Consider the following 23,930-nt stretch of genomic DNA (forward strand, 5'->3'; position numbering starts at 1 on the left):
CTTCACCTGATCAGGAGTGCACGATGGACCTCAACCGTCGTCAGTTCTTCAAGGTCGCCGCTATCGGCCTTGGAGGCTCCAGCCTCGCCGCATTGGGTATGGCACCAGCGCCAGCCTTCGCCGAGCAAGTCCGCCACTTCAAGCTGGCCCATACCCATGAAACCCGCAATACCTGCCCCTACTGTTCGGTGGGTTGCGGCTTGATCATGTATAGCCAGGGCGATACGGCCAAGAACGTCACCCAGAGCATCATCCACATCGAAGGTGACGCCGACCACCCGGTCAACCGCGGCACGCTGTGTCCCAAAGGTGCAGGCCTGCTGGACTTCATTCATAGCCCCAGCCGGCTGCAATACCCGCAAGTACGCAAGCCGGGCAGCAAGGAGTGGACGCGGGTGTCCTGGGATGACGCGCTGGATCGCATCGCCGACCTGATGAAGGCCGACCGTGACGCCAACTTCATCGAGAAGAACGCTCAGGGCCAGACGGTCAATCGTTGGCTGTCGGTGGGTTTTCTCGCCGCATCGGCGTCCTCCAACGAAGCCGGTTACATGACCCACAAGGTCGTTCGCAGTCTGGGCATGCTGGGGTTCGATAACCAGGCACGTGTCTGACATGGCCCGACGGTGGCAAGTCTTGCCCCAACGTATGGCCGAGGTGCGATGACCAACCACTGGACCGATATCGCCAACGCGAATCTGGTTCTGGTGATGGGCGGTAATGCCGCCGAAGCCCACCCCTGTGGCTTCAAATGGGTGACCGAAGCCAAAGCGCACAACCACGCGCGACTGATCGTGATCGACCCGCGTTTCACCCGTACCGCCTCGGTGGCCGACTATTACGCACCGATTCGCACCGGCACCGACATCGCCTTCATGGGCGGTCTGATCAACTATTTGCTCACGGAAAACAAAATCCAGCACGAGTACGTGCACGCCTATACGGACGTGTCGTTCATCGTCAAGGAGGGCTTCGGCTTCGAGGACGGGCTGTTTACCGGCTACGACGCGGCCAAACGCACCTACAGCGACAAGTCCAGTTGGGGCTATGAAATCGGCGAAGACGGTTTCGCCAAAGTCGACCCGTCACTGTTACACCCGCGTTGCGTCTACCAGTTGATGAAGCAGCACTACAGCCGCTACACCCTGGAGCTGACCAGCCAGATCTGCGGCATGCCGCAAGACGCCATGCAGAAAATCTGGGAAGAGATCGCCACCTGCTCACAACCGGGCAAGACCATGACGATTCTCTATGCCTTGGGCTGGACCCAGCATTCGACCGGCTCGCAGATGATTCGCAGTGCGGCCATGGTGCAACTGCTGTTGGGCAACGTCGGCATGCCGGGCGGGGGCGTCAATGCCTTGCGCGGGCACTCCAACATCCAGGGCCTGACCGACCTTGGGCTGCTGTCGAACCTGCTGCCGGGCTACCTGACGCTGCCGGGCGATGCCGAGCAGGATTACGACACCTACATTGCCAAGCGTGCGCTCAAGCCATTGCGGCCCGGGCAGTTGTCCTATTGGCAGAACTACGGCAAGTTCCATGTCAGCCTGATGAAGGCCTGGTACGGCGCCAACGCCACCGCCGACAACCACTGGGGCTATGACTGGTTGCCCAAGCTCGACATCCCCGGCTACGACATATTGAAAGTGTTCGACATGATGTCCAACGGGAAGGTCAACGGCTACGTCTGCCAGGGCTTCAACCCCATCGCCGCCTTGCCCGACAAGAACCGTGTGATGGCCGCGCTGGCCAAACTCAAGTGGCTGGTGGTGATGGACCCGCTGGCCACCGAGACCTCGGAGTTCTGGCGCAATGTCGGGCCTTACAACGATGTCGAAACGGCGAGCATCCAGACCGAAGTCATCCGCCTGCCCACCACCTGCTTCGCCGAAGAGGACGGCTCACTGGTCAATAGCGGCCGCTGGCTGCAATGGCACTGGAAGGGCGCTGACGGCCCGGGGCAAGCACGCACCGACATCAAGATCATGAGCGAGCTGTTCATCCGTTTGCGTCAGCGTTATCAGGCCAACGGCGGTGCCTTCGCCGAGCCGATTCTCAAGCTTAGCTGGCCTTACAAGGTGCCCGACGATCCTACGCCGGAAGAGCTCGCCAAGGAATTCAACGGCTACGCCATGGCCGATGTCACCGACGCCACGGGAGCGACGCTCAAGGCCGGACAGCAGTTGTCCGGTTTCGCCCAGCTCAAGGACGACGGCAGCACGGCGTCCGGCTGCTGGATCTTCTGCGGCAGCTGGACCGAGCAGGGCAACCAGATGGCCCGCCGCGACAACAGTGACCCCTTCGGGATGAAGCAGAACCTGGGGTGGGCCTGGGCCTGGCCAATGAACCGACGCATTCTCTACAACCGCGCCTCGGCCGACCTGAAGGGGCAACCCTGGGATCCGAAAAAGCGCCTGGTGTGGTGGAACGGCAAGACCTGGGGCGGCACCGACGTGCCCGACTACAAGGCCGACGTGGCGCCGGAAGCGGGCATGAACCCCTTCATCATGAACCCCGAAGGGGTGGCGCGTTTCTTCGCCCTCGACAAGATGAACGAAGGCCCTTTCCCGGAACATTACGAACCGTTCGAAACGCCTATCGGCATCAACCCGCTGCACCCCACCAACAAGAAGGCGACCAGCAACCCGGCCGGACGCATCTTCGACTCGGTCTGGGAGAGTCTCGGGACGGCGAAGGACTTCCCCTATGCCGCCACCAGCTACCGGTTGACCGAGCACTTCCACTTCTGGACCAAGCATTGCCCGATCAATGCCGTCACCCAGCCCGAGCAGTTCGTCGAGATTGGTGAAGCCCTGGCCAAGGAGAAGGGGATTGCCGCTGGCGACCGGGTGCGGGTCAGCTCCAAGCGCGGGCATATCGAAGCAGTAGCGGTGGTGACCAAGAGGATCCGTCCGCTGCAGGTCAACAACCAGACCGTGCACCAGATTGGCATCCCGTTGCACTGGGGTTTCACTGGGGCAACCCGGCATGGCTACCTGACAAACACCCTGGTGCCGTTTCTCGGTGATGGCAATACACAGACCCCGGAATCCAAGTCGTTCCTGGTCAACGTGGAGAAAATCTGATGGCCAACCAAGACATCATTGCCCGTTCGGCCACCACGACTCTGCCACCCTCGGTACGTCAACAAGAGGAAGTCGCCAAGCTGATCGATACCACCAAGTGCATCGGTTGCAAGGCGTGCCAGGTGGCCTGTTCGGAATGGAATGAATTGCGCGACGAGGTCGGTCACAACCACGGCACCTACGACAACCCTCAGGACCTCAGCGCCCAGACCTGGACCCTGATGCGTTTCACCGAGCACGAAACCGACGCCGGCAACCTGGAATGGCTGATCCGCAAGGATGGTTGCATGCACTGCGCCGAACCTGGCTGCCTTGCTGCGTGCCCGAGCCCCGGGGCAATCATCAAGCACGCCAATGGCATCGTCGACTTCGACCAGGACCATTGCATCGGCTGCGGTTATTGCATCACCGGCTGCCCCTTCAACATTCCGCGCATTTCGCAAAAAGACCACAAGGCCTACAAGTGCACGCTGTGCTCGGACCGGGTGGCGGTCGGGCTGGAGCCGGCCTGCGTCAAGACCTGTCCGACCGGCGCCATTGTGTTCGGCAGCAAGGAAGACATGAAAGAGCATGCGGCCGAACGCATCGTTGACCTCAAGTCGCGGGGCTTCGACAACGCGGGCCTCTACGATCCCGCCGGTGTCGGGGGCACCCACGTGATGTACGTCCTGCACCACGCCGACCAGCCATCGTTGTACGCCGGCTTGCCGAATCAGCCGGTCATCAGCCCGCTGGTAGGGCTGTGGAAAGGCGTAAGCAAACCACTGGCGTTGTTGGCAATGGGGGCTGCGGTGCTGGCGGGATTCTTCCATTACGTGCGCATCGGCCCACAGCGCGTTGAGGAAGACGAGCACCCGCCCGGCAAGGACCCCAGCGTGCACGAGGTCGACCCGGCCGTGCATGTCTATGACCCGAACACACCTGGATCGCAGGAGGGGAAACGACCATGAAAGACAAAACGATCCAGCGCTATAACGCCAACGAACGCACCAATCACTGGCTGGTGGCGATTCTGTTCTTTATGGCGGCCCTGTCGGGTCTGGCCCTGTTCCACCCGTCGTTGTTCTGGCTGAGCCAGCTATTCGGCGGCGGGCCCTGGACACGCATTCTGCACCCGTTCATGGGGGTGCTGATGTTCGTGTTTTTCATGGCGCTGGTCATCCGCTTCTGGCGGGCCAATTTTTTTATTGCCAACGACCGCCTGTGGCTCAAACGAATCGACCGGGTGATACGCAACGAGGAGGAGGGCGTGCCGCCGATCGGCAAATACAACCCCGGGCAGAAGCTGCTGTTCTGGACCCTGCTGGTCTGCATGCTGGTGCTGCTGTTTAGCGGGGTGGTGATCTGGCGGGTTTATTTCAGTCAATACTTCGGTATCACTTCGATTCGCCTGGCGATGCTGTTGCATGCTCTGGCGGCGTTCGTTCTGGTGCTGAGCATCATCGTGCACATCTACGCCGGCATCTGGATCAAGGGCTCGGTCAGCGCGATGTTGCATGGCTGGGTCAGTCGCGCCTGGGCGAAGAAACACCATGAGCTCTGGTACCGCGAGGTGACGCGCGACGAGAAGCCCGACAGCCAGGTAACCAAAAAAGGATGATGCCTTGAGCACGATACTCGAGCCCGGACAAATAGAGGCATCGGCGAGCACGCCACCGTTCCTGCGGTTGCCGCCGCACAACCTGTTCACCTTGCGTGCTGTGCGCCTGGAGCGATTGGCCAGCGGGCATCCACTGGCCGACTACCTGCATCTGGTCGCCGGTCTGTGCCACCTCCAGCAGAGCCTGTTGGACGAGCCGCCGCTGGCGCAGGCACCCGCCCCCGAACGCCTGTTGCTGTGTCAGGAGCATGGCTTGCCACCGTTGGCCGCCGACAGTCTGGTGCGCGAGGACGGCTGGCTACCGTACCTGGACGTCTTGCTGCGGCGTTACCAGGCACCGCCGCGATCTGCCGTGAAAAGTGCCGTGGCAACCTTGCACAACGCCAGCGTCGGGCAACGCAAAGTCTGGGCGATTGCCTTGCTCAGTGGCCAGTATGCGGGGCTGCCGGCGGCGCTGGTGCCGTTTCTGGGCGCGGCCTTGCAGGCGGCCTGGAGCCACTGGTTGCTCAGCCTGCCGGCGTGCGAACTGAAGCCTTGCGCCAGCCTTGCCCAATGCCCGGCTTGTGGTTCGCCGGCCATGGCCGGAGTGATTCACCAGCGGGGCAAATACAATGGGCTGCGTTACCTGGTGTGTTCGCTGTGTGCCTGCGAATGGCATGTGGTGCGGGTCAAATGCGTCTACTGCGAGCAAAGCAAGGGGCTCAATTACGTCAGTTTCGAGGATGACCGCCATACGGCCAACCAGGCGCCACTGCGGGCTGAAATCTGCCCCGGCTGCAACAGCTACCTGAAACTGCTCTACCTGGAAAATGACGCTGACGCCGAAGCTCTCTCGGCGGACCTGGCGAGCTTGACGCTGGACATGCGCCTGGACCTGGAAGGCTACCAGCGCCTGGCGCCGAACCTGATGCTGGTGCCTGGGGGAGATTGATCACAGCGGCTACACTCAGGTTTCCGGGACCGGCGCCTGTTCAATTGCGCTACCGCGACGGTCAACCGTTTCAGGGAGCCTGCTTGATGCCCGCAAGACTCGCCACCGTCCCCCCGCACTTGCCCTCCATCGACAGTCTGCTGCGCAGCCCCGCGTGCCAACCTCTGGCCGAACGCTATGGCCGCGACGCCTTGCTTGCCACCCTGCGACAGTTGCTCGATGACCTGCGCGAACCGGTTCAACGGGGCCAGCTTGACGCCATTGAGCTCACGGCTCAGGTATTGGCGGGGAGGGCCGGCGAGCGTCTGGCAACCCAACACCGCAGTCGGGTGCGACGGGTGTTCAACCTCACCGGCACGGTGCTGCATACCAATCTTGGTCGGGCGCTGTTGCCTGAGGACGCGATCGAAGCAGTGCAACAGGCTGCCCGCTATCCGCTCAATCTTGAATTCGACCTGGAAAGTGGCAAGCGCGGTGACCGCGACGACCTGATCGAAGACCTGATACGCGAGCTGACCGGTGCTGAAGCGGTGACGGTGGTCAACAACAATGCTGCCGCCGTGTTGCTCGCGCTCAACAGTCTGGGGGCGCGCAAAGAGGGCATCATTTCCCGTGGCGAACTGATCGAAATCGGCGGTGCGTTTCGCATCCCCGACATCATGGCTCGGGCCGGGGTCAAACTGCATGAAGTCGGCACCACCAACCGCACCCATGCCCGCGACTATGAATCCGCCATCGGCCCACGCAGTGGTTTGTTGATGCGCGTACACACCAGCAATTACAGCATTCAGGGCTTTACGGCCCAGGTACCGACCGCCGAACTGGCGCAACTGGCCCACCGGCACGGACTGCCATTGCTTGAAGACTTGGGCAGCGGCAGTTTGTTGGACCTGACCCGTTGGGGCCTGCCGGCCGAACCTACGGTGCGCCAGGCCCTGACCGACGGGGCCGATATCGTCACCTTCAGCGGTGACAAGTTGCTGGGTGGTCCCCAGGCGGGATTGATTGTCGGTCGCAAGGACCTGATTGCCCGGATCAAGAAGAACCCGCTCAAACGGGCCTTGCGGGTGGACAAGCTGACCCTGGCCGCCCTCGAAGCCGTGCTGGGGCTGTACCGTGACCCGGATCGGTTGGCCGAACGCTTGCCCAGCCTGCGCCTGCTCACTCGGCCGCAAGCCGATATCCTTGCTCAAGTCGAACGCTTGCGTCCGCTGCTGGCGCACGTGTTGGGCGACGGTTGGAGGGTGGCCGCGTTGCCGGCACTGGGCATGATCGGCAGCGGCAGCCAACCGGTGGCCCGGTTGCCAAGTGCCGCCCTGTGCCTGCGCCCGCAGGTGCCGAAGCGGTTGCGGGGACGGCAACTGCATGGCCTGGAAGCAGCCTTGCGGGCCTTGCCCATCCCCGTGATCGGTCGTATCGACGACGATGCCCTGTGGCTGGACCTGCGGCAACTGGACGACGAGGCGGCCTGGCTCGCTCAACTGGACCTGATGCAAGGGGCGGGGGAGGCAAGGTGATCGTCGGCACCGCCGGACACATCGACCATGGCAAAACAGCGTTGCTCAAGGCCCTGACGGGGCAGGCCGGTGACCGTCGCCGGGAAGAACGCGAACGCGGCATCACTATCGACCTGGGTTTCCTTTACGCGCCGCTGGAACCCGGGGCGGCCCTGACCGGCTTTATCGACGTACCGGGTCACGAGCGCTTCATCCACAACATGCTCGCTGGCGCCCAGGGCATTGACCTGGTGTTGCTGGTGGTGGCTGCCGATGACGGGGTCATGCCCCAGACCTGCGAGCATTTGGCGATCGTCGAGCTACTGGGTATCCCCCAGGCACTGGTAGCGATCAGCAAATGCGACCGGGTCGAACCGGCACGGGTGCAATCGGTAAAAAGCCAGGTCGCGGCATTACTACAACCTGGGCCCTATTGCGGCGCGGCTCAGTTCGCCGTGTCGAGCCTGACCGGGGAGGGCATCGAGGCTCTGCGCCAAGCATTGTTGGCCGCTCAGCGTGAGGTCCGGCAGCGCAGCGCCTGCGGCGGATTCCGTCTGGCAATCGACCGCGCCTTCAGCGTAGCCGGAGCGGGTATTGTGGTCACCGGCACGGCCCTGGCCGGGCAGGTGAAGGTGGGCGACACCCTCCTGTTGGGCCAGGCTGGCAAGCCTGTGCGGGTGCGTGGTTTGCATGCGCAGAACCACGTCGCCGTCGAGGCTTGGGGCGGTCAGCGAGTGGCGTTGAACCTGAGTGCCGAGCGACTGGCCCTGGAACAGATCCATCGTGGCGACTGGTTGCTGGCCGAGTGGCTGTTCGCGCCTACGCAGCGCCTGGACATCGAGATGCAGTTGCTGGCCAGCGAACCATGCGCCTTCGAGCATTTCACCCCCGTCCATGTGCATCTGGGGACTCAGAATGTCACTGCACGGATCGCACTGCTGCAAGGCACACGCCTGGTGCCGGGTGAGCGGATGTTCGCGCAACTGTTGCTGAACACGCCGTTGCAGGCGGTGCATGGCGACCGCCTGGTTCTGCGTGACCAGAGCGCCCGGCGCACCCTCGGCGGCGGCCGGGTGCTTGACCCGTTTGCACCGGCCCGCCAGCGTCGCAGTCCGAGCAGGCTGGCGCAGTTGCAGACCCTGGCCGCAAGCGAAAGTCTGGAGCAGATACTGCCGGTGCTGCTTGCCAACAGTGACACCGGGCTCGACCCGCTGCGCCTGGAGCGCCAGTTCAATCGCCTGCGCAGCACCTGGCAATTGCCGGCAGATGTTCGTGTCATTGCTACGCGCCAAGGTCCGTTATTGTTCAACACCGTACGGTGGGAGGCGCTGAAAGCTGCGTTGCTGGAGCACCTGGCGCGCTTTCATCAAGGTGAACCGGACGAACTGGGACCCGACCGGGATCGCTTGCGCCGGTTCGCGGCCACGTCGCTGGAGCGACCGACATTCATCAGCCTGCTCGACGAACTGCTGTCCAGCGGCGCCATTGCAGCCAGTGGACCGTGGCTGCACTTACCCGAACACCGGGTGCGACTGAGTGAGGAGGACGAGGCCCTGTGGCAACGGTTGCAGCCATTGTTCGAACAGACTGGCTTCGACCCACCCTGGGTCCGCAACCTGGCCAGCACTTTGGGTTGTGACGAAGCGGCTGTGCGCTTGCTGCTGCGCAAGATGGCCAGATTAGGGCGCGTTCACCAAGTCGTTCGTGACCTGTTTTACCCTGACACTACGGTGCGCGAATTGGTGGCTATGCTGTTGCAACTGGTCGCCGACAACCCGGTGATTCAGGCGGCGGCGTTTCGCGACAAAGTAGGCATCGGCCGCAAACGCAGCATCCAGATACTCGAGTTCTTCGACCGGATCGGCTTGACCCGGCGGTTTGGCGACCAGCGTCGTATTCGTGCAGACAATGCTCTGGCACAGCGACCCGAGGACTGACTTCAAGGAAGGCAATCGCGTCCGGTGGCGCGGCCGGGCTTCAAACCCGGTTGGGGGCGGCAACCGCTCCCGGGCGGGTTCGACTCCCGCTGCCTTCCGCCATTTCCTGTAGCAATCAACTCATCTCTCGACACAACGTTAAGTTTTTTCTTCGGCCTGTGCTGAGGGGGGCAAGTGACTGCCGTTCCTACCGCACCCGTCCAGAGTCTGGATAAATCACGCTCATCGGGGACGGAAAAATCACTCGCAGAAACAATTTGTATTAAAAAAATCCAGGCGCTAAGATGCGCCCGAATTCGCTAGTCGTTCTCATTACCATTCTCATGCGATACCTATTCGTAGCTGCGATCGAGCGAGCTGCGGGGTAGGGAAGGCCAAAGGATACGGAGTTATAGATGCGGGCAATGTCGTACCATCGATCAAAACCGAGCCGAGCTCTTGCCACAGCCATTACCTGCTCGTTGGCTTGGCTATGGGTCAGCCCTGCTTTTGCAGCGCAAGCAGAATCTGCCGGCACTCCGTCAGTGGTGGCCGACGATATCAACCCCGTTGACCTGCCCGAAGCTGATCTGGCCATCAAGGCCGCGCCAGCCGACCAGTGGACCGGTTTCTGGACTCGCCAAAATATGCTCGGCGATATCGGCGGGTTGCGCTCGGCCCTCGCGGGTTATGGCGTGACCCTGGCGCTGACGGAAACCAGCGAATACCTGAACAATGCCAAGGGCGGCTTGAAGCGCGGTGGGGACTACGACGGTCTCACGACCATGACGCTGAAGCTCGACACCCTCAAGCTCTTCGGCCTGGCAGGCGGCACCCTCAACATCAGTGCAGTGAACATTCACGGGCGTAACCTGAGCGCGGACAAGCTGGGCACCCTGCAAACCGCCAGCGGCATCGAGGCGGACACCGGTACCCGTCTGTGGGAAGCCTGGTATCAGCAGAAATTCCTCGATGAGACCCTGGACGTCCGGGCCGGGCAGCAGAGCATCGACCAGGAGTTCATGGTCAGCCAGTACGCCAGTACCTTCGTCAACACCATGTTCGGCTGGCCGGCGGTGCCGTCCTACGACATGCCGGCCGGTGGCCCCGCCTACCCGTTGTCCGCATTGGGGATACGCCTGCGTGCTCATCCGACCGATGCGATCACCGTACTCGCGGGCGTCTACGACGGTAACCCGGCCGGCACCAACGACGGTGATCCACAACGGCAAAACGCCCACGGCACCAACTTCGATCTGCATACCGGCGCGCTGTACATTGCCGAGTTGCAGTACGGCGTCAACCAAGCCTCGCTGGGTCAAACGGAGACGGCCAACGCCGGCCTGCCGGGCACCTACAAACTGGGCGCCTGGTACAACACGCAGAACTTCGCCGACCAGCGCTACGGCACCGACGGGCTGTCGCTCGCCGATCCGGCCAGCAATGGTGATCCGACCCAGCATTCGGGTAACTACAGCGTCTATGCCGTGGCCGACCAGATGGTCTGGCGCCAGGCCGCAGACAGCGCGCGTTCGGTGGGCGTGTTTGCCCGGGTCATGGAGGCGCCGGGCGATCGCAACCTGATCGGTTTCAGTGCCAATGCCGGGGTAACCCTTACCGCCCCATTCGCAGGGCGCGACACCGATACGGTCAGCCTGGGCATGGGTTATTCCAAGGTCGGGAGCCATGTTCGTGGGCTGGATATCGATGCCGATAACCGGGTGCGTAACGGCGAAACCTATGTGGAAGCGACCTATCAGTATCAGTTGACACCCTGGTGGCAACTGCAACCGGACGTTCAGTACACGATCAACCCTGGCGCAGGCCAGAGCCCGAACGATTCGACACAACGACTCGGCAACACCCTGGTATGGGGTTTACGCACCAACATCACGCTCTAAGCCGAGCAGGGTGGAGCGCTTGTTTTATTTTGCCCTGTCAAACAGGGCCTGATGAGTTCGAGATATTAGGAGTATTGCATGACGCATTTGAGCTTGCCGCGCCTGGGCAAAGGCATGGTGGCGTTAGCCACGCTGTTTGCCGTTAACGCCAGCATGGTGGTGCACGCAGATGAGCCGCAGGGCTTTTTGCAGAACATCCATAAGCACATCACCCTGACTTCCACGGTCCCGGATAATGGCGATCAGAACCCGTACGCCATTGCAGTGGCGCCGGTTTCCGCAGGGAAAATCCAGAAGGGTGATGTGCTGGTTGATAACTTCAACAACGCCGCCAACCTGCAGGGTGTCGGCACGACCATTGTCGATTACAACCCGACCACCAGGCAGATGTCGTTGTTTGCCCAATTGCCCCATGACTTGCCTCAGTGCCCGGGGGGCGTAGGCCTCAGTACAGCGATGACCATGCTCAAGAGTGGTTGGGTGATCGTCGGCAGTACACCAAGCAATGACGGGACCACCGACACCAAGGGCGCGGGGTGCCTGGTGGTGCTCGACCCGAACGGCAAGGTCGTCGATGTCTGGTCCGGCCCGAACATCAACGATCCCTGGGGCAACATGGCGGTGATCGACAACGGCTCTACCGCGACGTTGTTTGTCAGCAATGCGGGCTTTGGTCTCGGCAGCGCCAAAGGGACTCCACCGGTGGTGATGCAGTCCACGGTATTGCGCCTGGACCTGTCGATCCCGGAGGGCAAACCACCGGTGATCAACAGCCAGACCGTCGTCGGCAGCGGTTTCAGCGCACAGGCTGACAAAGGCGTGTTTCTTGTCGGACCTACAGGCCTGGCGATGGGCAAGGACGACAAATTGTACGTCTCTGATACGCTCGCCAACCGCATCAGCGAAATCTGGGATGCCACGACCCGTACCACCAGCGCGGGTGTCGGCCGCACGCTGACCAAGGATGGGATGTTACTGCGTCCGCTGGCGATGGCCACCGCACCTAATGGCCATCTGTTGGTGACCAACGGCCTGAACGGCAAGGTGGTGGAGATCGACCCGCAAAGCGGTAAGCAACTCTATGCCCAGTGGATCGACGCCAACAAAGCACAAACACCGCCAGGCAATGGCGACTTGTTCGGCATTGCCATGACGCCCGCTGGTGACGGTTTCTACTACGTGGAAGACGACGTGAACATGCTGGTCCTGGCCAAATGAGCCAGTACGACTCCAGCACGCCCGGTCTGTCTCGGCGCGGCTTCTTGAGCGCTGCCGGCAGTCTGGCCGTTGCCGCGGGTGCGATCGGGACCAGCGGTGTGGCCGCTGCAGAAAGCCTGGCCAAGAGTCACCGTCCCGCCAGCGCAAAGCCCATGGTTGAACCCTTCTTTGGCGTGCATCAGGGCGGAATCTTGACGCCGCAGCAAACGCACTCCATTTTTGCCGCGTTCGATCTTGAAACCAGCGCACGGGCGGATGTTATCGCGCTGTTGAAGCGCTGGACCGACGCGGCCAACCGTATGAGCCGTGGTGAATCCGCGCAGCCGCTGAACAAACCCAAGGATGCTGCACCTCTTGATGGTGGCTCGGCGGCGGGGCTTACACCTGCTCGCTTGACCCTTACTTTTGGCTTTGGGCCGGGGCTGTTCATCCGCGACGGCGCGGACCGCTACGGTCTGGCGGCGCGCCGCCCGGAAGCGCTGGTCGACTTGCCGAAATTCAATGGCGACCAGCTGATTGCGGAAAAATCGGGTGGAGACCTGAGCATTCAGGCCTGTGCCGATGATCCGCAAGTGGCATTCCATGCGCTGCGCGAGTTGGTCAGCCTGGCAAGTGGCGTCGCCTCGATCAAGTGGATGCAGTCCGGCTTCGCCAGTCCACCGGCGGCAGGCGGCACCGGTCGCAATTTGATGGGATTCAAAGACGGCACCAACAATCCTTCCACTCAGAGCAGTGATGCGATGAACAAGGTGGTTTGGGCTGGCGATGAAGGCGGCTGGATGAAGGAGGGCTCCTATGTTGTGGTGCGCCGCATTCGCATCGCACTTGAGCACTGGGACAAGACAGAGCTTGGTTTTCAGGAGGAAGTCGTCGGCCGCTACAAGGCCAATGGCGCACCGCTGGGCAAGGCCCACGAGTTCGACCCTTTAGACTTGAACGCTGAAGACAAGGACGGCAACCCGGTGATCCCGGCCAACGCGCATGCGCGTTTGTCATCCGCCGCGCAAAACGACGGTGCGCAAATCCTGCGTCGTGCCTACTCCTATAACGACGGTGTCGGTTTTTATGCCGAGCGTTGGCCGCCATGGCGCCAGGGCATCATGCTGGACGCCGGGTTGTTCTTCATCGCCTATCAACGCGACCCGCGCACCGGCTTTATCAAGCTCAACAAGAAACTGGCCACCGAAGACATCATGAATCAGTTCACCACCCATGTGGGAAGCGCGATTTTCGCCTGTCCACCCGGGGTCACAGAGGGTTCGTTCATCGGCGCCAAGTTGTTCGAAGGGCTGGAAGGGTAAGGGCTGTTGAGCAGGAGCGCATCGTCTATAGAGGATGTGCTCCATAGGCTGTAACCATCGTTGTATTTGGAGCATTGCGAATGTCTTTCAAGGTTTTCAACGGCAAGTTGCCGCGTACTTTCCAACTCGCTTTCGTGGCTGCTGCGGTACTGGCCTCGGGCATCTCTCAGGCGGCCTCATTGACGCTGTACAGCGCGCAGCATGAGCAGACCGTCAATCTGCTGGTCAAGGATTTCGAAAAACAGAGCGGTATTTCGGTGAAAGTGCGTACCGGTGAGGGGCCGGAACTGGCGGCGCAACTGCTGGCCGAAGGCAGCGCCTCACCAGCCGATGTGTATTTCACCTCGAACTCTCCCGAACTGATGCTGCTGGAAGAAAAGGGCCTGCTGGCGAAAGTGGAGCCAGCCACCTTGTCCACTATCCCGGCCCGCTACAATTCGCCGAGCGGCGAGTGGGTAGGGGTGGTGGCGCGTGAGAACGTGCTGATCTACAACACCAAGCTGATCAAACCTGCTGAGTTGCCAACCTCTCTGCTCGACTTGGCCGAGCCAGCCTGGAAAGGCAAGCTGGCCATTGCTCCGTCCGATGGCGATTTTCTGCCACTGGTCAGCGCAGTGCTGGCGATGAAGGGTGAAGCCGCCACCTTGCAGTGGCTGAAAGGCCTGCGCACCAACGCTCAGATTTTCAACGACAACGAAGGCGTGACCGCTGCCGTCAACCGTGGCGGGGTCGCTACCGGCATCATCAATAACTACTATTGGGCTCGCCTGCATACCGAACTGGGTGACAAGGGTACGCACAGTGCGCTTTATCACTTTGGTAACGCTGATGTCGGCGCGCTGATCAACGTGTCGGGCGTCGCAGTCCTGAAGACCGCACACAACCAGGACGCTTCGCATAAGTTCCTCGCGTACCTGACCAGCGAGAGCGCTCAACAACTGATGGCGCAAAGCAAGGTGACCTACGAATACCCGCTACGCGCAGGTGTGGCTCCCGACCCTCTGCTCACGCCGTTCAGCCAGCTTTCACCGCCAGCGCTGGATATGAAAGCGCTGGGTGACGATAGCCACGCTGCCAAGTTGCTGCGTCAGGCCGGCTTGCTGTAAATGGAAAACCTGGCTGTTGCAGCCAAGTCCGAACGGCGTACGCCGTTCGGGCTTTTTGTCGTTTGTTTCGGTGTGGCGCTGCTGGTGCTGTTGCCGCTTGTCTTCACGCTGAAGCAGGCGGCAGGCTTCGGATACGATGACGCGATCGAGCTATTGTTTCGCCCTCTCGTCGGGGAGCTGGCCTTCAATACCTTACTCATTGTAGGTACGGCCACTTTCGCTTCTGCGGTGATCGGTACTGGCGTGGCATGGTTCGTAGAGCGTACACATCTGCCCGGCCGACGTATCTGGGCGGTGCTCGCGGCCGTGCCGCTTGCCGTTCCGCCCTTCATCACCAGCTACGCGTGGTTATCCTTCAGCCTGTCGTTGCAGGACTTCGCCGGCGCCTTGCTGGTCGTCACCACCGCCTACTTTCCACTGGTTTATCTCCCCGTATCCGCTGCGCTCAGGGGCATGGATCCGGCGTTGGAGGAAACCGCCCGCTCACTCGGGCTCGGGCCGTGGAGGTGCTTCTTTCGCGTGGTGTTGCCGCAGCTCAAACCCGCATTGCTGGGGGGAGTGCTACTGGTTGCCCTCAGCGTATTGTCTGAGTTTGGCGCGTTCGTGCTATTGCGTTTCCGCACCTTTACCACCGAAATTTACGCCGAGTATCGCGCCAGCTTCGATGGATCCGGTGCGGCCTTGCTTGCTTGCATCCTGATGCTGTTGTGCCTGATTTGCCTGGTGGCGGAATTCAAGGTACGCGGACTCACGCGCTACGATCGGCTCGACCGCGGCACGCGCCGATCAGCCATTCGCTACGAACTGGGCTGGGGGAAATGGCTGGTTTGGACCGGGTTTGCCGGCTTGACGACTGCAACGCTGGGGTTACCGCTAGGTATGATCGGTTACTGGCTGCTGCAACACAGCGAGGCTGCTGTGACTCCGGTCGAGGTGTCGGTAGAGCAACTGATCAACGCCACCTGTGCTTCTCTCGGGTTTGGCTTGGCCGGGGCGGCACTCACTACTTTGCTGGCGCTGCCGTTGGGCTTTTTACTGGTGCGCTATCCAGGCCGAATTGCCACTGTGCTCGAACGTATTGCTTATCTGGGACAAGGCGTTCCGGGGATTGTGATCGCCTTGGCGGTGATTTCGATCTCGATCCATATCATTCAGCCGCTTTACCAGAGTGCTGCGTTGTTGGTGCTCACGTATTCGATCCTGTTCTTACCGTTGGCACTGGTTGGTGTGCACGCTGCGCTGGTCCAGATCGAACCCCGCCTTGAGGATACGGCCCGCTCGTTGGGCTTAAGCGGGTGGCAAACGGCATGGCGTGTGATTTTGCCGCTGGCCGGGCCAGGCATCGGTGCTGCTGCGTCGATGGTATTCATCACCATCGTCACAGAGCTGACCGCCACATTATTGCTATCGCCCATTGGCACGCGGACCCTCGCCACTCAGGTTTGGGTCGATACCTCTGCGTTGGCTTTTGCCGCAGCAGCGCCGTATGCAGCCATGCTGGTCGGTATTTCGCTCTTTTCCACCTGGCTGCTGATGTCGCTGTTCGGCAAATCGGCAGTACTGGGTAGTATCCAACCATAGGCATCGATCATGGCTGACCTACACATTCATGGCCTTAGCAAAAAGTTCGGCAACACCCCGGTGTTGCGTGGCGTCGATTTATCGGTGTCCTCCGGCAGCCTGGTCGCCATTCTCGGCCCGTCCGGCAGCGGCAAGACCACCCTGTTGCGTTTGTTGTGTGGCTTCGAGCGCGGTGATGCGGGGACAATTCAGATCAATGGCCAGAGGGTAACCGGCCCCAACGTATTTGTTCCGTCCGAGAAGCGCAACATTGGCTATGTGCCACAGGAAGGCGCGCTATTTCCGCACCTGTCGGTCGCCGACAACATCGTATTTGGCCTGCCACGCCAACTGCGCAAGGCGCGGTACCGGGTGGACGAGTTATTGGAACTGGTCGGGTTGCCCACCAGCTTTGCCAGTCGATCACCGCATGCACTGTCAGGCGGGCAGCAGCAGCGGGTTGCGCTGGCGCGTGCACTCGCGCCCGCACCTGCCTTGGTACTGCTTGATGAGCCGTTTTCCTCGCTGGATGCCGCTTTGCGGGTGGAAACCCGGCAGGCAGTGGCGCAGGCCCTGTCTGCTGCGGGTGCCACCGCTTTGCTGGTCACTCATGATCAGTCCGAGGCGTTGTCGATGGGTAGCCGGGTGGCAGTGCTATGGAATGGCCAACTGGTACAAGTGGCGAGCCCCGAGCAGTTGTACCGTATGCCGGTGAGCCCTGAGCTCGCCCGCTTCGTTGGCGATGCCGTGCTGTTGCCTGGGGTAGCCGATAGCACACATGTGATCTGTGCCTTGGGACAGTTGCGACTGATGGCCGGGATGCCCGAGGGAGCGGTACAGGTGTTGCTGCGACCAGAACAGATAAGGCTTGTACCCTTTCATGACGACGCAGGTATCGGTGCTGCCAAGGCCAGGGGGCGGGTATTGAAGGTGGATTATTACGGCCACGATGCTTGCGTACACCTGAGTCTCTGCGGTGATGCTGCCTCATCTACAGTGCTGACTGCACGTTTACCAGGCCATCTATGCCCGCGGCCAGGTGATGAAGTGACCATCCTCGTTGAGGGGGAGGTGTTGGTATATCGCATGACGGACCCGACAGCCGATCCCACGACTGCGGCACACTGACGCGCCAGGTATCGATCACTGCACGCCAGCCGGAGTTTGTGTCCGCTGCTTCGATTGAAAATGGATCGTCGGTGTCATCTTGGCGTCATCGAACCAATGGCAAGATCCTCGCAAACCGTCTTGAGCGCTCTGCAGAGCTCCGTCTGCTGGCTGATGAATTTGCAAGGAATAACCGTATGAAAGGAGACGCCTCCCTGTTTGCGGCCATTGACCTGGGTTCCAATGCGTTTCGCATGATGATTGGCCAATCAGTCAAACGGAACCAGCAGATCGTTATCCAAGAAGTGAAAACCCTGCGAGAGCCGGTCCGTCTGGCAGAGGGATTCCGGGGTGGGGCGCTGGACGAGTTGGCGCTGGATCGGGGATGGCAAGCGCTTGCGCGATTTGGCAAAAAGTTACGCGGCTTTGAGGCGGGTCGTGTGCGTGCGGTGGCGACCAGTGCCGTGCGCGAAGCCGATAATGCTCAACTTTTTCTGTCCAGCGCGGAGCGGCACCTGGGTTTTCGGATTGATGTCATCTCTGGGCATGAAGAGGCCCAACTGGTGTACGCCGGTGTTGCCCACACGATACCTGGTACAGCGAGTAAGCGACTGGTAGTGGACATTGGCGGTGGCTCTACTGAATTGATTCTGGGGCAGGGTGTTCACCCCCTGTTGACCGAAAGTATTGCCATCGGCAGCGGTACCTTTGGTGCACGTTACTTTCCGGGCGGTGGTATTACAGCTCAGGCGCTGCTCGAGGCTGAGCGTGTGGCCACTCTACAGTTTGAAAAAGTGGCGCGTCGTTATCGCGCACTGGGTTGGCAGCAGACTATCGGCTCGTCAGGTACCGCACGGGTGCTGGCCAAAGTGCTCAAGGCCAACGGATTGAACGACTATGGCCAAAGCGGCATCACCTACGGCGGTCTGTTGCGCTTGTCGTTACGCCTGCTGGAAGTGGGGCATGTGAAACAACTCAAATTAGCGGGCTTACCCACCCATCGCCTGAGCATCTTGCCCGGCGGCCTGGTGGTCATGCTGGCGGCGTTCAAGGTGTTTGGCATCTTGCATATGACCCCGTCCGAGCCGGGGCTAAGGCTCGGTGTTCTTCATGGTTTGATGTCTAAACACTAATCGCCAACGGCGTAAACAAAGGGCTTCGCCGCAACGGTTGGGGCTATTTCATCAGCAAATTTCTGTAGTCGAGCCCGGTTTGTAGTGAGTCCAGTGGGTGGCAGGCATACATTGGGATGGCCGTTTGCTATACGTGCGGATATGCTGTCCCGACTTCATAGTTGCCAATAAAACCAACCACAGGGACGTTATGAGCCAATCAGAGACGCGCGCAACTGCTCTAGCGCTGTATCCCGAGGACTCCCGCGAGGCAGCGGCTCTGCTGAAGCAGGCTGTACCACTGATGGTGCGTCACAACATTCCACCAAATCCCGTGCACTATGCTCTCTGGTACACCTACAGCAAAGGTCAGGAACCGGAGCTCAATCGTCAATTGGAAAGGGTTGTCAAAGATTTCGACTGTTTCCCTCCCGAATCCGCTTCGAAGCTGTTTCGCGACTACATCATTCGCGACGAATTGGAGGATGCCCGCGCCGGGCAGCAACAAGCGATCAATCTGGTTGATGACATGGCACGTGATCTCTCACGTAGTGTGAATGGCAGTGTCAGTTTTCAGGCCAGTCTTGGGCACTGCCTGGAAATGCTTGCAGAACCGGCCGACCAGATGTTACCGCTTATACTCAGCGAGCTGCAACAGAGCACCCAGGTCATGCAGGATCAGCAAGCGCTTTTTCTTTCTCAGCTGCACTCTGCACAAAACGAGATTAAAAGTCTGAGGAACAAGCTCGAGCGAGCCCAACTGGCCGCGACGCTGGATGGTCTGACTAAGGTACTGAACCGAGCCACCTTCACTCGCTTGCTGGAGCGTGCGCTGTGCAACGCTCCTGATGGAGTGGCGTTGGTCATGCTGGATATCGACCATTTCAAACAATTCAATGATCAGTATGGTCATCCGTTGGGCGATCGCGTACTTGAGCATGTTGGTCAAGTGTTACGCAATTCACTTCCAGCGCAAGCCTTGGCTGCACGCTATGGTGGCGAAGAGTTTTGCGTGATCCTGCAGAACTGCCCCGATACCACTATCGCCCATACCTTCGCTGAACAGCTGCGTCTGAAAATTCAGTCGTTGCGGATCAAGGCACGGGGCACTGACGAGGTGCTCGACACAGTCACTGCGTCATTTGGCGTCGCTCTTGCCAAAACGGGTGACACTGTGGAAAGCCTCCTGATCCGTGCCGATGACGCGCTTTACCGAGCCAAGCGCAACGGGCGCAATCGAGTGAACTGAAATAGCCTACCGAGACTACCTGACTGAATTGATTGAGTGCCTTGGTTGGCCTTAGGGGTGAGTCCATAAGCGTGGTTTGTGGAAGGCCTTGGAAATCAACACGTGAACTGGGCAACATTCCAAATAACTGAGGCCAGCTTATCCCCATGAAAATATTGATATTTGGTGCGTCTGGTATGGTCGGTAGCGGCGTCCTGCGCGAATGTCTGGGCGCGCAGGATGTTGAGTCTGTTCGTTCGATCAGTCGAACACCTCTGGATATTCAGCACGCCAAGCTTGAGCAAGTAATAAGACCAGACTTCGCAGCAGAGCCGTCCACCTTGGGCGACGATGACTTGCGCGATGTTGATGCATGCTTTTTTTGCCTTGGCGTCACGGCTGCTGGTTTGACGGAGGAGCAGTACACGAAGATGACTTACCGTTTGACGCTGGCCGTTGCGCAGCGTCTTTGCACGCTCAATCCCGAAGCGACGTTCCTGTATGTTTCGGGGGCGGGTGCCGACAGCACCGAAAACAGTTCAACGATGTGGGCCCGGGTACGCGGCATGACGGAGAACAGTTTGCTTCGTCTTCCTTTTAAGCGAGTGCACGTACTGCGGCCCGCCGTTATCCAGCCGTTGCACGGCGCTAAGTCAAAGACCAGGTCTTACCGAATTTTTTACGGTCTGACAGGCCCACTCCTCACGTTTGTGCGTTATGTCTTTCCTGAGAAGGTGCTAAGCACAGAGATAATTGGTCAAGCGATGCTATCGATTGCGCGATATGGCACAGCTGAAGCTGTGCTTGAGTCGGCGCAAATTTACCAACTGACACGAGGCGAAAAATCCACCCCTGGGGTTTGACTGTAGCGTATTGAAGGTTGATGAGGACTCCCCAGGATCCTCAGTTCTGCACAGGGGCGTAAGCTCCGCTTAGCGTCGCGCTTCACCAGCCAGCCATCGCCCCCTGTTGAGCGGTTATCAGGTAACTTGAATTAATGTCACTTCCTGGAGCTTTTCGGCGAGAACGTTGGCATGTTTTCGAGGAATTGGCGAAGGAGGGGGCGAATGCGCCATAGCTAATTCCCCAAATGAATCGGCCGTGTCGATGTAGCGCATGGCCGACTTCATGTCTTTCCAGCCGACGTACGTCATCAGCGCCTTTATATCCCAGCCATTAGCGGTAGCCCACGTCGCAAACCCTCGACGCAATGAATGGCTGGTGTACAACTCGCCAGGCACGCCCGCCCGGCTAAAGATCCGGCGCAGTAAGGGGATCAGGCTGTTGGCATTGAAGCCATCCTCCGCCAGGTGTCCCCAACGATCGAGCCTTCTGAAGACTGGGCCCTGCGCAATCCCTGCCACGGTGATCCAATTCACATAGGCCTGAACCGGGCAGAGCTTCTTCAGTGCGGGTGTGCGGAAGGTCGTTCCCAGGTGCTGGCGATCGCCTTTGCTGTGCGGCAGGTAGAAGGTGATGCCCACACCGGTTTGCACCTGGGTGTGCTCCACCTGCAATCGCGATAGTTCATCCCCTCGAAACCCACGCCAAAATCCAATCAGTATCAATGCGATGTCGCGCCGACTGCGCAACATGCCCGTCAGGTTGTGCCGCGTTGCTGCTTGCTCCGCCTCACGCTCCAACCAATGAACGGCTTGTTCCAGGTGCTGCAGGAGCAGGGGAGCGGCTTGCTTCTCCTGAGCCGGATGCAAGGTGCGAATGCCCTTGATCATCTGCCGCACCGCCGGGGTCTTGGTCGGATCGGGAAAGCCCTGGGTGATGTGCCACTGGGCCAGCGCCGCCAGGCGCTGCTTGAGGGTGCTGACCGTGTGCTGGTCGGCGTATTCCGCCAGGTAACGCACGATGCCGTCGCCGGTCGCCGGCAGAAACCCGCCCCAGGTCACTTCGAAATGTTCGACTGCAGCACGGTAGCTACGGCGGGTGTTTTCCCGGGTGCCGGCCTGCAGGTAGCGATCCGCCTTGTTCATCTCGACCCCACCGTAAACGTACCTTTTCCGGCATTGGAAAGTACGATTTTTGCCTATCTGATGCGATAACGCTCAATTATTTTATCAGATGACTGAGGCTTTATAGGTCTTTACTTCGCATAAAAATAGAACGTAAATACATGGTATGTAAAACAGTACGAAATCGTAGGAGCAGAAAATGGCCCGTGGTGGCGTAAACAAGGCAATTGTGCAGAAAGCGCGTGAAGCGCTGCTGGCTCGCGGAGAGAACCCCAGCATTGACGCCGTGCGTATAGAGCTTGGAAATACGGGTTCAAAGACCACTATTCACCGCTATTTGAAGGAGATAGAGGACTTTGATCCGCGCCCACAGGCATCCCGAGAACGGTTGAGCGAAGAGTTAACCGAGCTCGTATCGCGCTTGCTGGAGCGAATGACAGAGGAGGGTAGGGAGGCCATCGCTCACGCTCAGGCGATGTTCGATAAGCAACGATCCGACCTGGAGGAAAAGCTCGGCGCCTCGCACTCGGAACTCGTCTCCTTGCAGCGCCAATTCGATAGCCAACGTGTCGCACTGGAGGCTCAGACAGCCGAGTTGCAGACCAGCCAGACAAGCCTGCAAGCCGAGATCACCCGCAATGCTCGCCTGAGCCAAAACTGCAGTGACCTGGAGCTTCGCGTTCAAGAGAAGGATGAGCAGATCCGATCCCTGGAGGAAAAGCACCTGCACTCACGGGATGCGCTTGAGCATTACCGCAACGCCATCAAGGAACAGCGTGACCAGGAGCAGCGTCGGCACGAAGGACAGTTGCAACAGGTTCAGGTTGAGCTGCGCCAACTCCAGCAGACCCTGATCATCAAGCAGGATGAGCTGACTCGGTTGAATCGGGATAACGAGCGTTTGCTGAGCGAGGCACGACAGCAAGCGAAAGTCATGGCGGCGCAGGAGGGTTCAATGCAGCGCCTCACAGGTGAAATCAATGGAATGAAAACGACCGTTGCCAAGGCGCAAGGGGCGAAGGAAATGCTGCAAGAGCAGCTAGGTCTTTTGCGAGATGAAGCCAAGCAGCTTGACGAGGCTGTAGCGCTGGCCAACGATCAGACAACAGAGGCCAGACGGCTCTTGGCTGAGACATCCGCAGAACTCATGCAGTTGCGCCAGGACACGAATCAACCTGATGCTACGTAATCACCAAGGACTTGCCCATGATAGTTGCCGCGTGGTCCCAGACCTTGGGTTTAACTTTGCTGTTATGCGGCACGCTGGGATTGCTGTTGGCGATGATGGAGAGAACATAGAGTCTGTTGCGTCCGCTTTTCCGCGCCGCAATCTTCACCGTCTTCACCGTCTTCACCGTCTTCACCGTCTTCACCGGTTTCATGGCTTCTGGTCCAGGACTGTCTCGACTCTCCATTGCGCCGCGGCGAGTCTGGAGGTAAAGAAATCGGCCAAGGCGCTTACCTTCGCTGGCCGTGCACGAGCCGTGGGGGTGACGAAATAAAGACCCCCTTCAGGCAAGCGCCAATCGGTCAACAGCGGCTCAAGCTGCTTGTCGCGCAAATACTGTGTCGCGATGAACTCGGGAATCTCGGTGATGGCCTGTCCGGCAAGGACGGTAGGTAACAATACCTCCACGCTCGTTGCCCGCAACCCACCGACGGGCACAACAGTGCATTCCTCAGCGCTCTTTGTGTGCGTAAAGCGCCAGATGTCATGCCTATTTCTGTTGATGTAACTCAGGCACTGGTGAGCACCCAACTCGCTCGGGTGTTGCGGGCGACCGTAGTGGGACAGATAGTCAGGGGACGCCACCAGGAACCGGCGCACCGGTGCAATGAGACGGGCAACGAGTGACGAGTCCTCCATGACCGCGATGCGCAGGGCGGCGTCAAAGCCCTCGCCAATCAAGTCAGCTTGCGCGTCTGCGGAATGAAGATCGATGGAAATGTCTGGATAGGTCCGAAAGAACTCGGGCAGCAACGGGGCGACCCAGCGCGCCCCAAAGGAAAGCGGTACCGCGAGCTTTACGAGACCGCGTGGTCGACTCGATGTCTCACGTGCGAAATCCTCGGCGTCCTCGGCCTCTGCGTAGATCCTTGCCGCTCGATCGGCGAGCGAGCGGCCATAGTCCGTGAGCGCAAGTCGTCGGGAGGTGCGGTTGAACAATCGACCTCCTAACCGCTCTTCGAGGCGGGTAACGGCCCGCGAGACCGTCGCCACCGAGACACCCATGGCTGTCGCCGCCGCCGCAAATGAACCTTCTTCGGCGACCTTCCCGAACATCGCGAGTCCTTCGAAATCTGGCAGCTTCGACATGACATTCCTGCAACGATGGTTTTCATTCATTTCTATTTCGAAAAATAGCGCATGGCCATAGATTTGTCTCACCCAACTTCC

Annotated in this window: 19 protein-coding genes and 1 tRNA gene; 17 read left to right on the forward strand and 3 right to left on the reverse strand. The window is 59.9% G+C overall.

Annotation, left to right across the window (positions count from 1 at the left end; translation table 11 throughout):
• The first annotated feature begins 23 nt into the window (after positions 1–23).
• The 16 genes from fdnG to NTD87_RS00905 all read left to right on the forward strand — a co-directional run bounded on the left by fdnG (position 24) and on the right by NTD87_RS00905 (position 20,428).
• Entirely contained in the window at positions 24–3,089 is a 3,066-nt protein-coding gene (gene fdnG / locus NTD87_RS00830; RefSeq protein ID WP_262111203.1) for a formate dehydrogenase-N subunit alpha, read from the forward strand.
• On the forward strand, positions 3,089–4,039 hold the full coding sequence (gene fdxH, locus NTD87_RS00835; RefSeq protein ID WP_262111205.1) for a formate dehydrogenase subunit beta: 951 nt from the start codon (positions 3,089–3,091) through the stop codon (positions 4,037–4,039). Before fdnG ends, fdxH begins: the two co-directional genes overlap by 1 nt.
• Positions 4,036–4,689 carry a formate dehydrogenase subunit gamma gene (locus tag NTD87_RS00840; RefSeq protein WP_262111207.1) on the forward strand — a complete coding sequence of 218 codons (654 nt, stop codon included), beginning with the start codon at positions 4,036–4,038 and terminating at the stop codon, positions 4,687–4,689. The genes fdxH and NTD87_RS00840 overlap by 4 nt, the downstream gene beginning before the upstream one ends.
• Positions 4,690–4,693: 4 nt before the next feature.
• The gene (fdhE, locus tag NTD87_RS00845) at positions 4,694–5,620 is read left to right on the forward strand and encodes a formate dehydrogenase accessory protein FdhE (protein WP_262111209.1); all 927 of its coding nucleotides are present in this window, start codon (positions 4,694–4,696) and stop codon (positions 5,618–5,620) included.
• 86 nt (positions 5,621–5,706) lie between these two features.
• On the forward strand, positions 5,707–7,137 hold the full coding sequence (gene selA / locus NTD87_RS00850; protein ID WP_262111211.1) for an L-seryl-tRNA(Sec) selenium transferase: 1,431 nt from the start codon (positions 5,707–5,709) through the stop codon (positions 7,135–7,137).
• A complete protein-coding gene (selB, locus tag NTD87_RS00855; protein WP_262111213.1) occupies positions 7,134–9,053 on the forward strand; it encodes a selenocysteine-specific translation elongation factor in 1,920 nt (639 codons plus the stop codon). Before selA ends, selB begins: the two co-directional genes overlap by 4 nt.
• A 6-nt stretch (positions 9,054–9,059) precedes the next feature.
• Positions 9,060–9,155 (forward strand) — tRNA-Sec (locus NTD87_RS00860).
• Positions 9,156–9,577: 422 nt separating this feature from the next.
• Positions 9,578–10,933, forward strand: coding sequence for a carbohydrate porin (locus NTD87_RS00865; protein ID WP_262111214.1), 1,356 nt, complete (start codon positions 9,578–9,580; stop codon positions 10,931–10,933).
• A gap of 78 nt (positions 10,934–11,011) precedes the next feature.
• Complete coding sequence (locus NTD87_RS00870; RefSeq protein WP_262111216.1) at positions 11,012–12,151, forward strand: hypothetical protein; 1,140 nt, start codon at positions 11,012–11,014, stop codon at positions 12,149–12,151.
• Positions 12,148–13,452, forward strand: a complete 1,305-nt coding sequence (efeB, locus tag NTD87_RS00875; protein WP_262111218.1) for an iron uptake transporter deferrochelatase/peroxidase subunit — start codon at positions 12,148–12,150, stop codon at positions 13,450–13,452. The genes NTD87_RS00870 and efeB overlap by 4 nt, the downstream gene beginning before the upstream one ends.
• Before the next feature lie 80 nt (positions 13,453–13,532).
• Positions 13,533–14,558, forward strand: a complete 1,026-nt coding sequence (locus tag NTD87_RS00880; protein WP_262111220.1) for an iron ABC transporter substrate-binding protein — start codon at positions 13,533–13,535, stop codon at positions 14,556–14,558.
• On the forward strand, positions 14,559–16,139 hold the full coding sequence (locus NTD87_RS00885) for an ABC transporter permease (RefSeq protein ID WP_262111221.1): 1,581 nt from the start codon (positions 14,559–14,561) through the stop codon (positions 16,137–16,139).
• Between the two features lie 9 nt (positions 16,140–16,148).
• Positions 16,149–17,246: an ABC transporter ATP-binding protein gene (locus NTD87_RS00890; protein WP_262111223.1), complete on the forward strand. Its 1,098-nt coding sequence runs from the start codon at positions 16,149–16,151 to the stop codon at positions 17,244–17,246.
• Between the two features lie 176 nt (positions 17,247–17,422).
• Positions 17,423–18,358, forward strand: coding sequence for a Ppx/GppA family phosphatase (locus tag NTD87_RS00895; protein ID WP_262111308.1), 936 nt, complete (start codon positions 17,423–17,425; stop codon positions 18,356–18,358).
• 190 nt (positions 18,359–18,548) lie between these two features.
• A complete protein-coding gene (locus NTD87_RS00900; RefSeq protein WP_262111224.1) occupies positions 18,549–19,586 on the forward strand; it encodes a GGDEF domain-containing protein in 1,038 nt (345 codons plus the stop codon).
• Between the two features lie 146 nt (positions 19,587–19,732).
• Positions 19,733–20,428, forward strand: a complete 696-nt coding sequence (locus NTD87_RS00905) for an epimerase (protein WP_262111225.1) — start codon at positions 19,733–19,735, stop codon at positions 20,426–20,428.
• 117 nt (positions 20,429–20,545) lie between these two features.
• On the opposite strand, the gene NTD87_RS00910 is transcribed toward NTD87_RS00905, so the two are convergent.
• The gene (locus NTD87_RS00910) at positions 20,546–21,553 is read right to left on the reverse strand and encodes a site-specific integrase (RefSeq protein ID WP_262111227.1); all 1,008 of its coding nucleotides are present in this window, start codon (positions 21,551–21,553) and stop codon (positions 20,546–20,548) included.
• 178 nt (positions 21,554–21,731) lie between these two features.
• Between NTD87_RS00910 and NTD87_RS00915 the strand changes: the two genes are divergently transcribed.
• The gene (locus NTD87_RS00915; RefSeq protein WP_262111228.1) at positions 21,732–22,721 is read left to right on the forward strand and encodes a DNA-binding protein; all 990 of its coding nucleotides are present in this window, start codon (positions 21,732–21,734) and stop codon (positions 22,719–22,721) included.
• On the opposite strand, the gene NTD87_RS00920 is transcribed toward NTD87_RS00915, so the two are convergent.
• A complete protein-coding gene (locus tag NTD87_RS00920; RefSeq protein WP_262111229.1) occupies positions 22,714–22,914 on the reverse strand; it encodes a hypothetical protein in 201 nt (66 codons plus the stop codon). The two genes, NTD87_RS00915 and NTD87_RS00920, sit on opposite strands and share 8 nt — an antisense overlap.
• Complete coding sequence (locus tag NTD87_RS00925) at positions 22,911–23,849, reverse strand: LysR family transcriptional regulator (RefSeq protein ID WP_262111309.1); 939 nt, start codon at positions 23,847–23,849, stop codon at positions 22,911–22,913. The genes NTD87_RS00920 and NTD87_RS00925 overlap by 4 nt, the downstream gene beginning before the upstream one ends.
• Positions 23,850–23,930 lie beyond the last annotated feature (81 nt).

Source organism: Pseudomonas sp. 6D_7.1_Bac1, assembly GCF_025465945.1.
Classification (GTDB): Bacteria; Pseudomonadota; Gammaproteobacteria; order Pseudomonadales; family Pseudomonadaceae; genus Aquipseudomonas.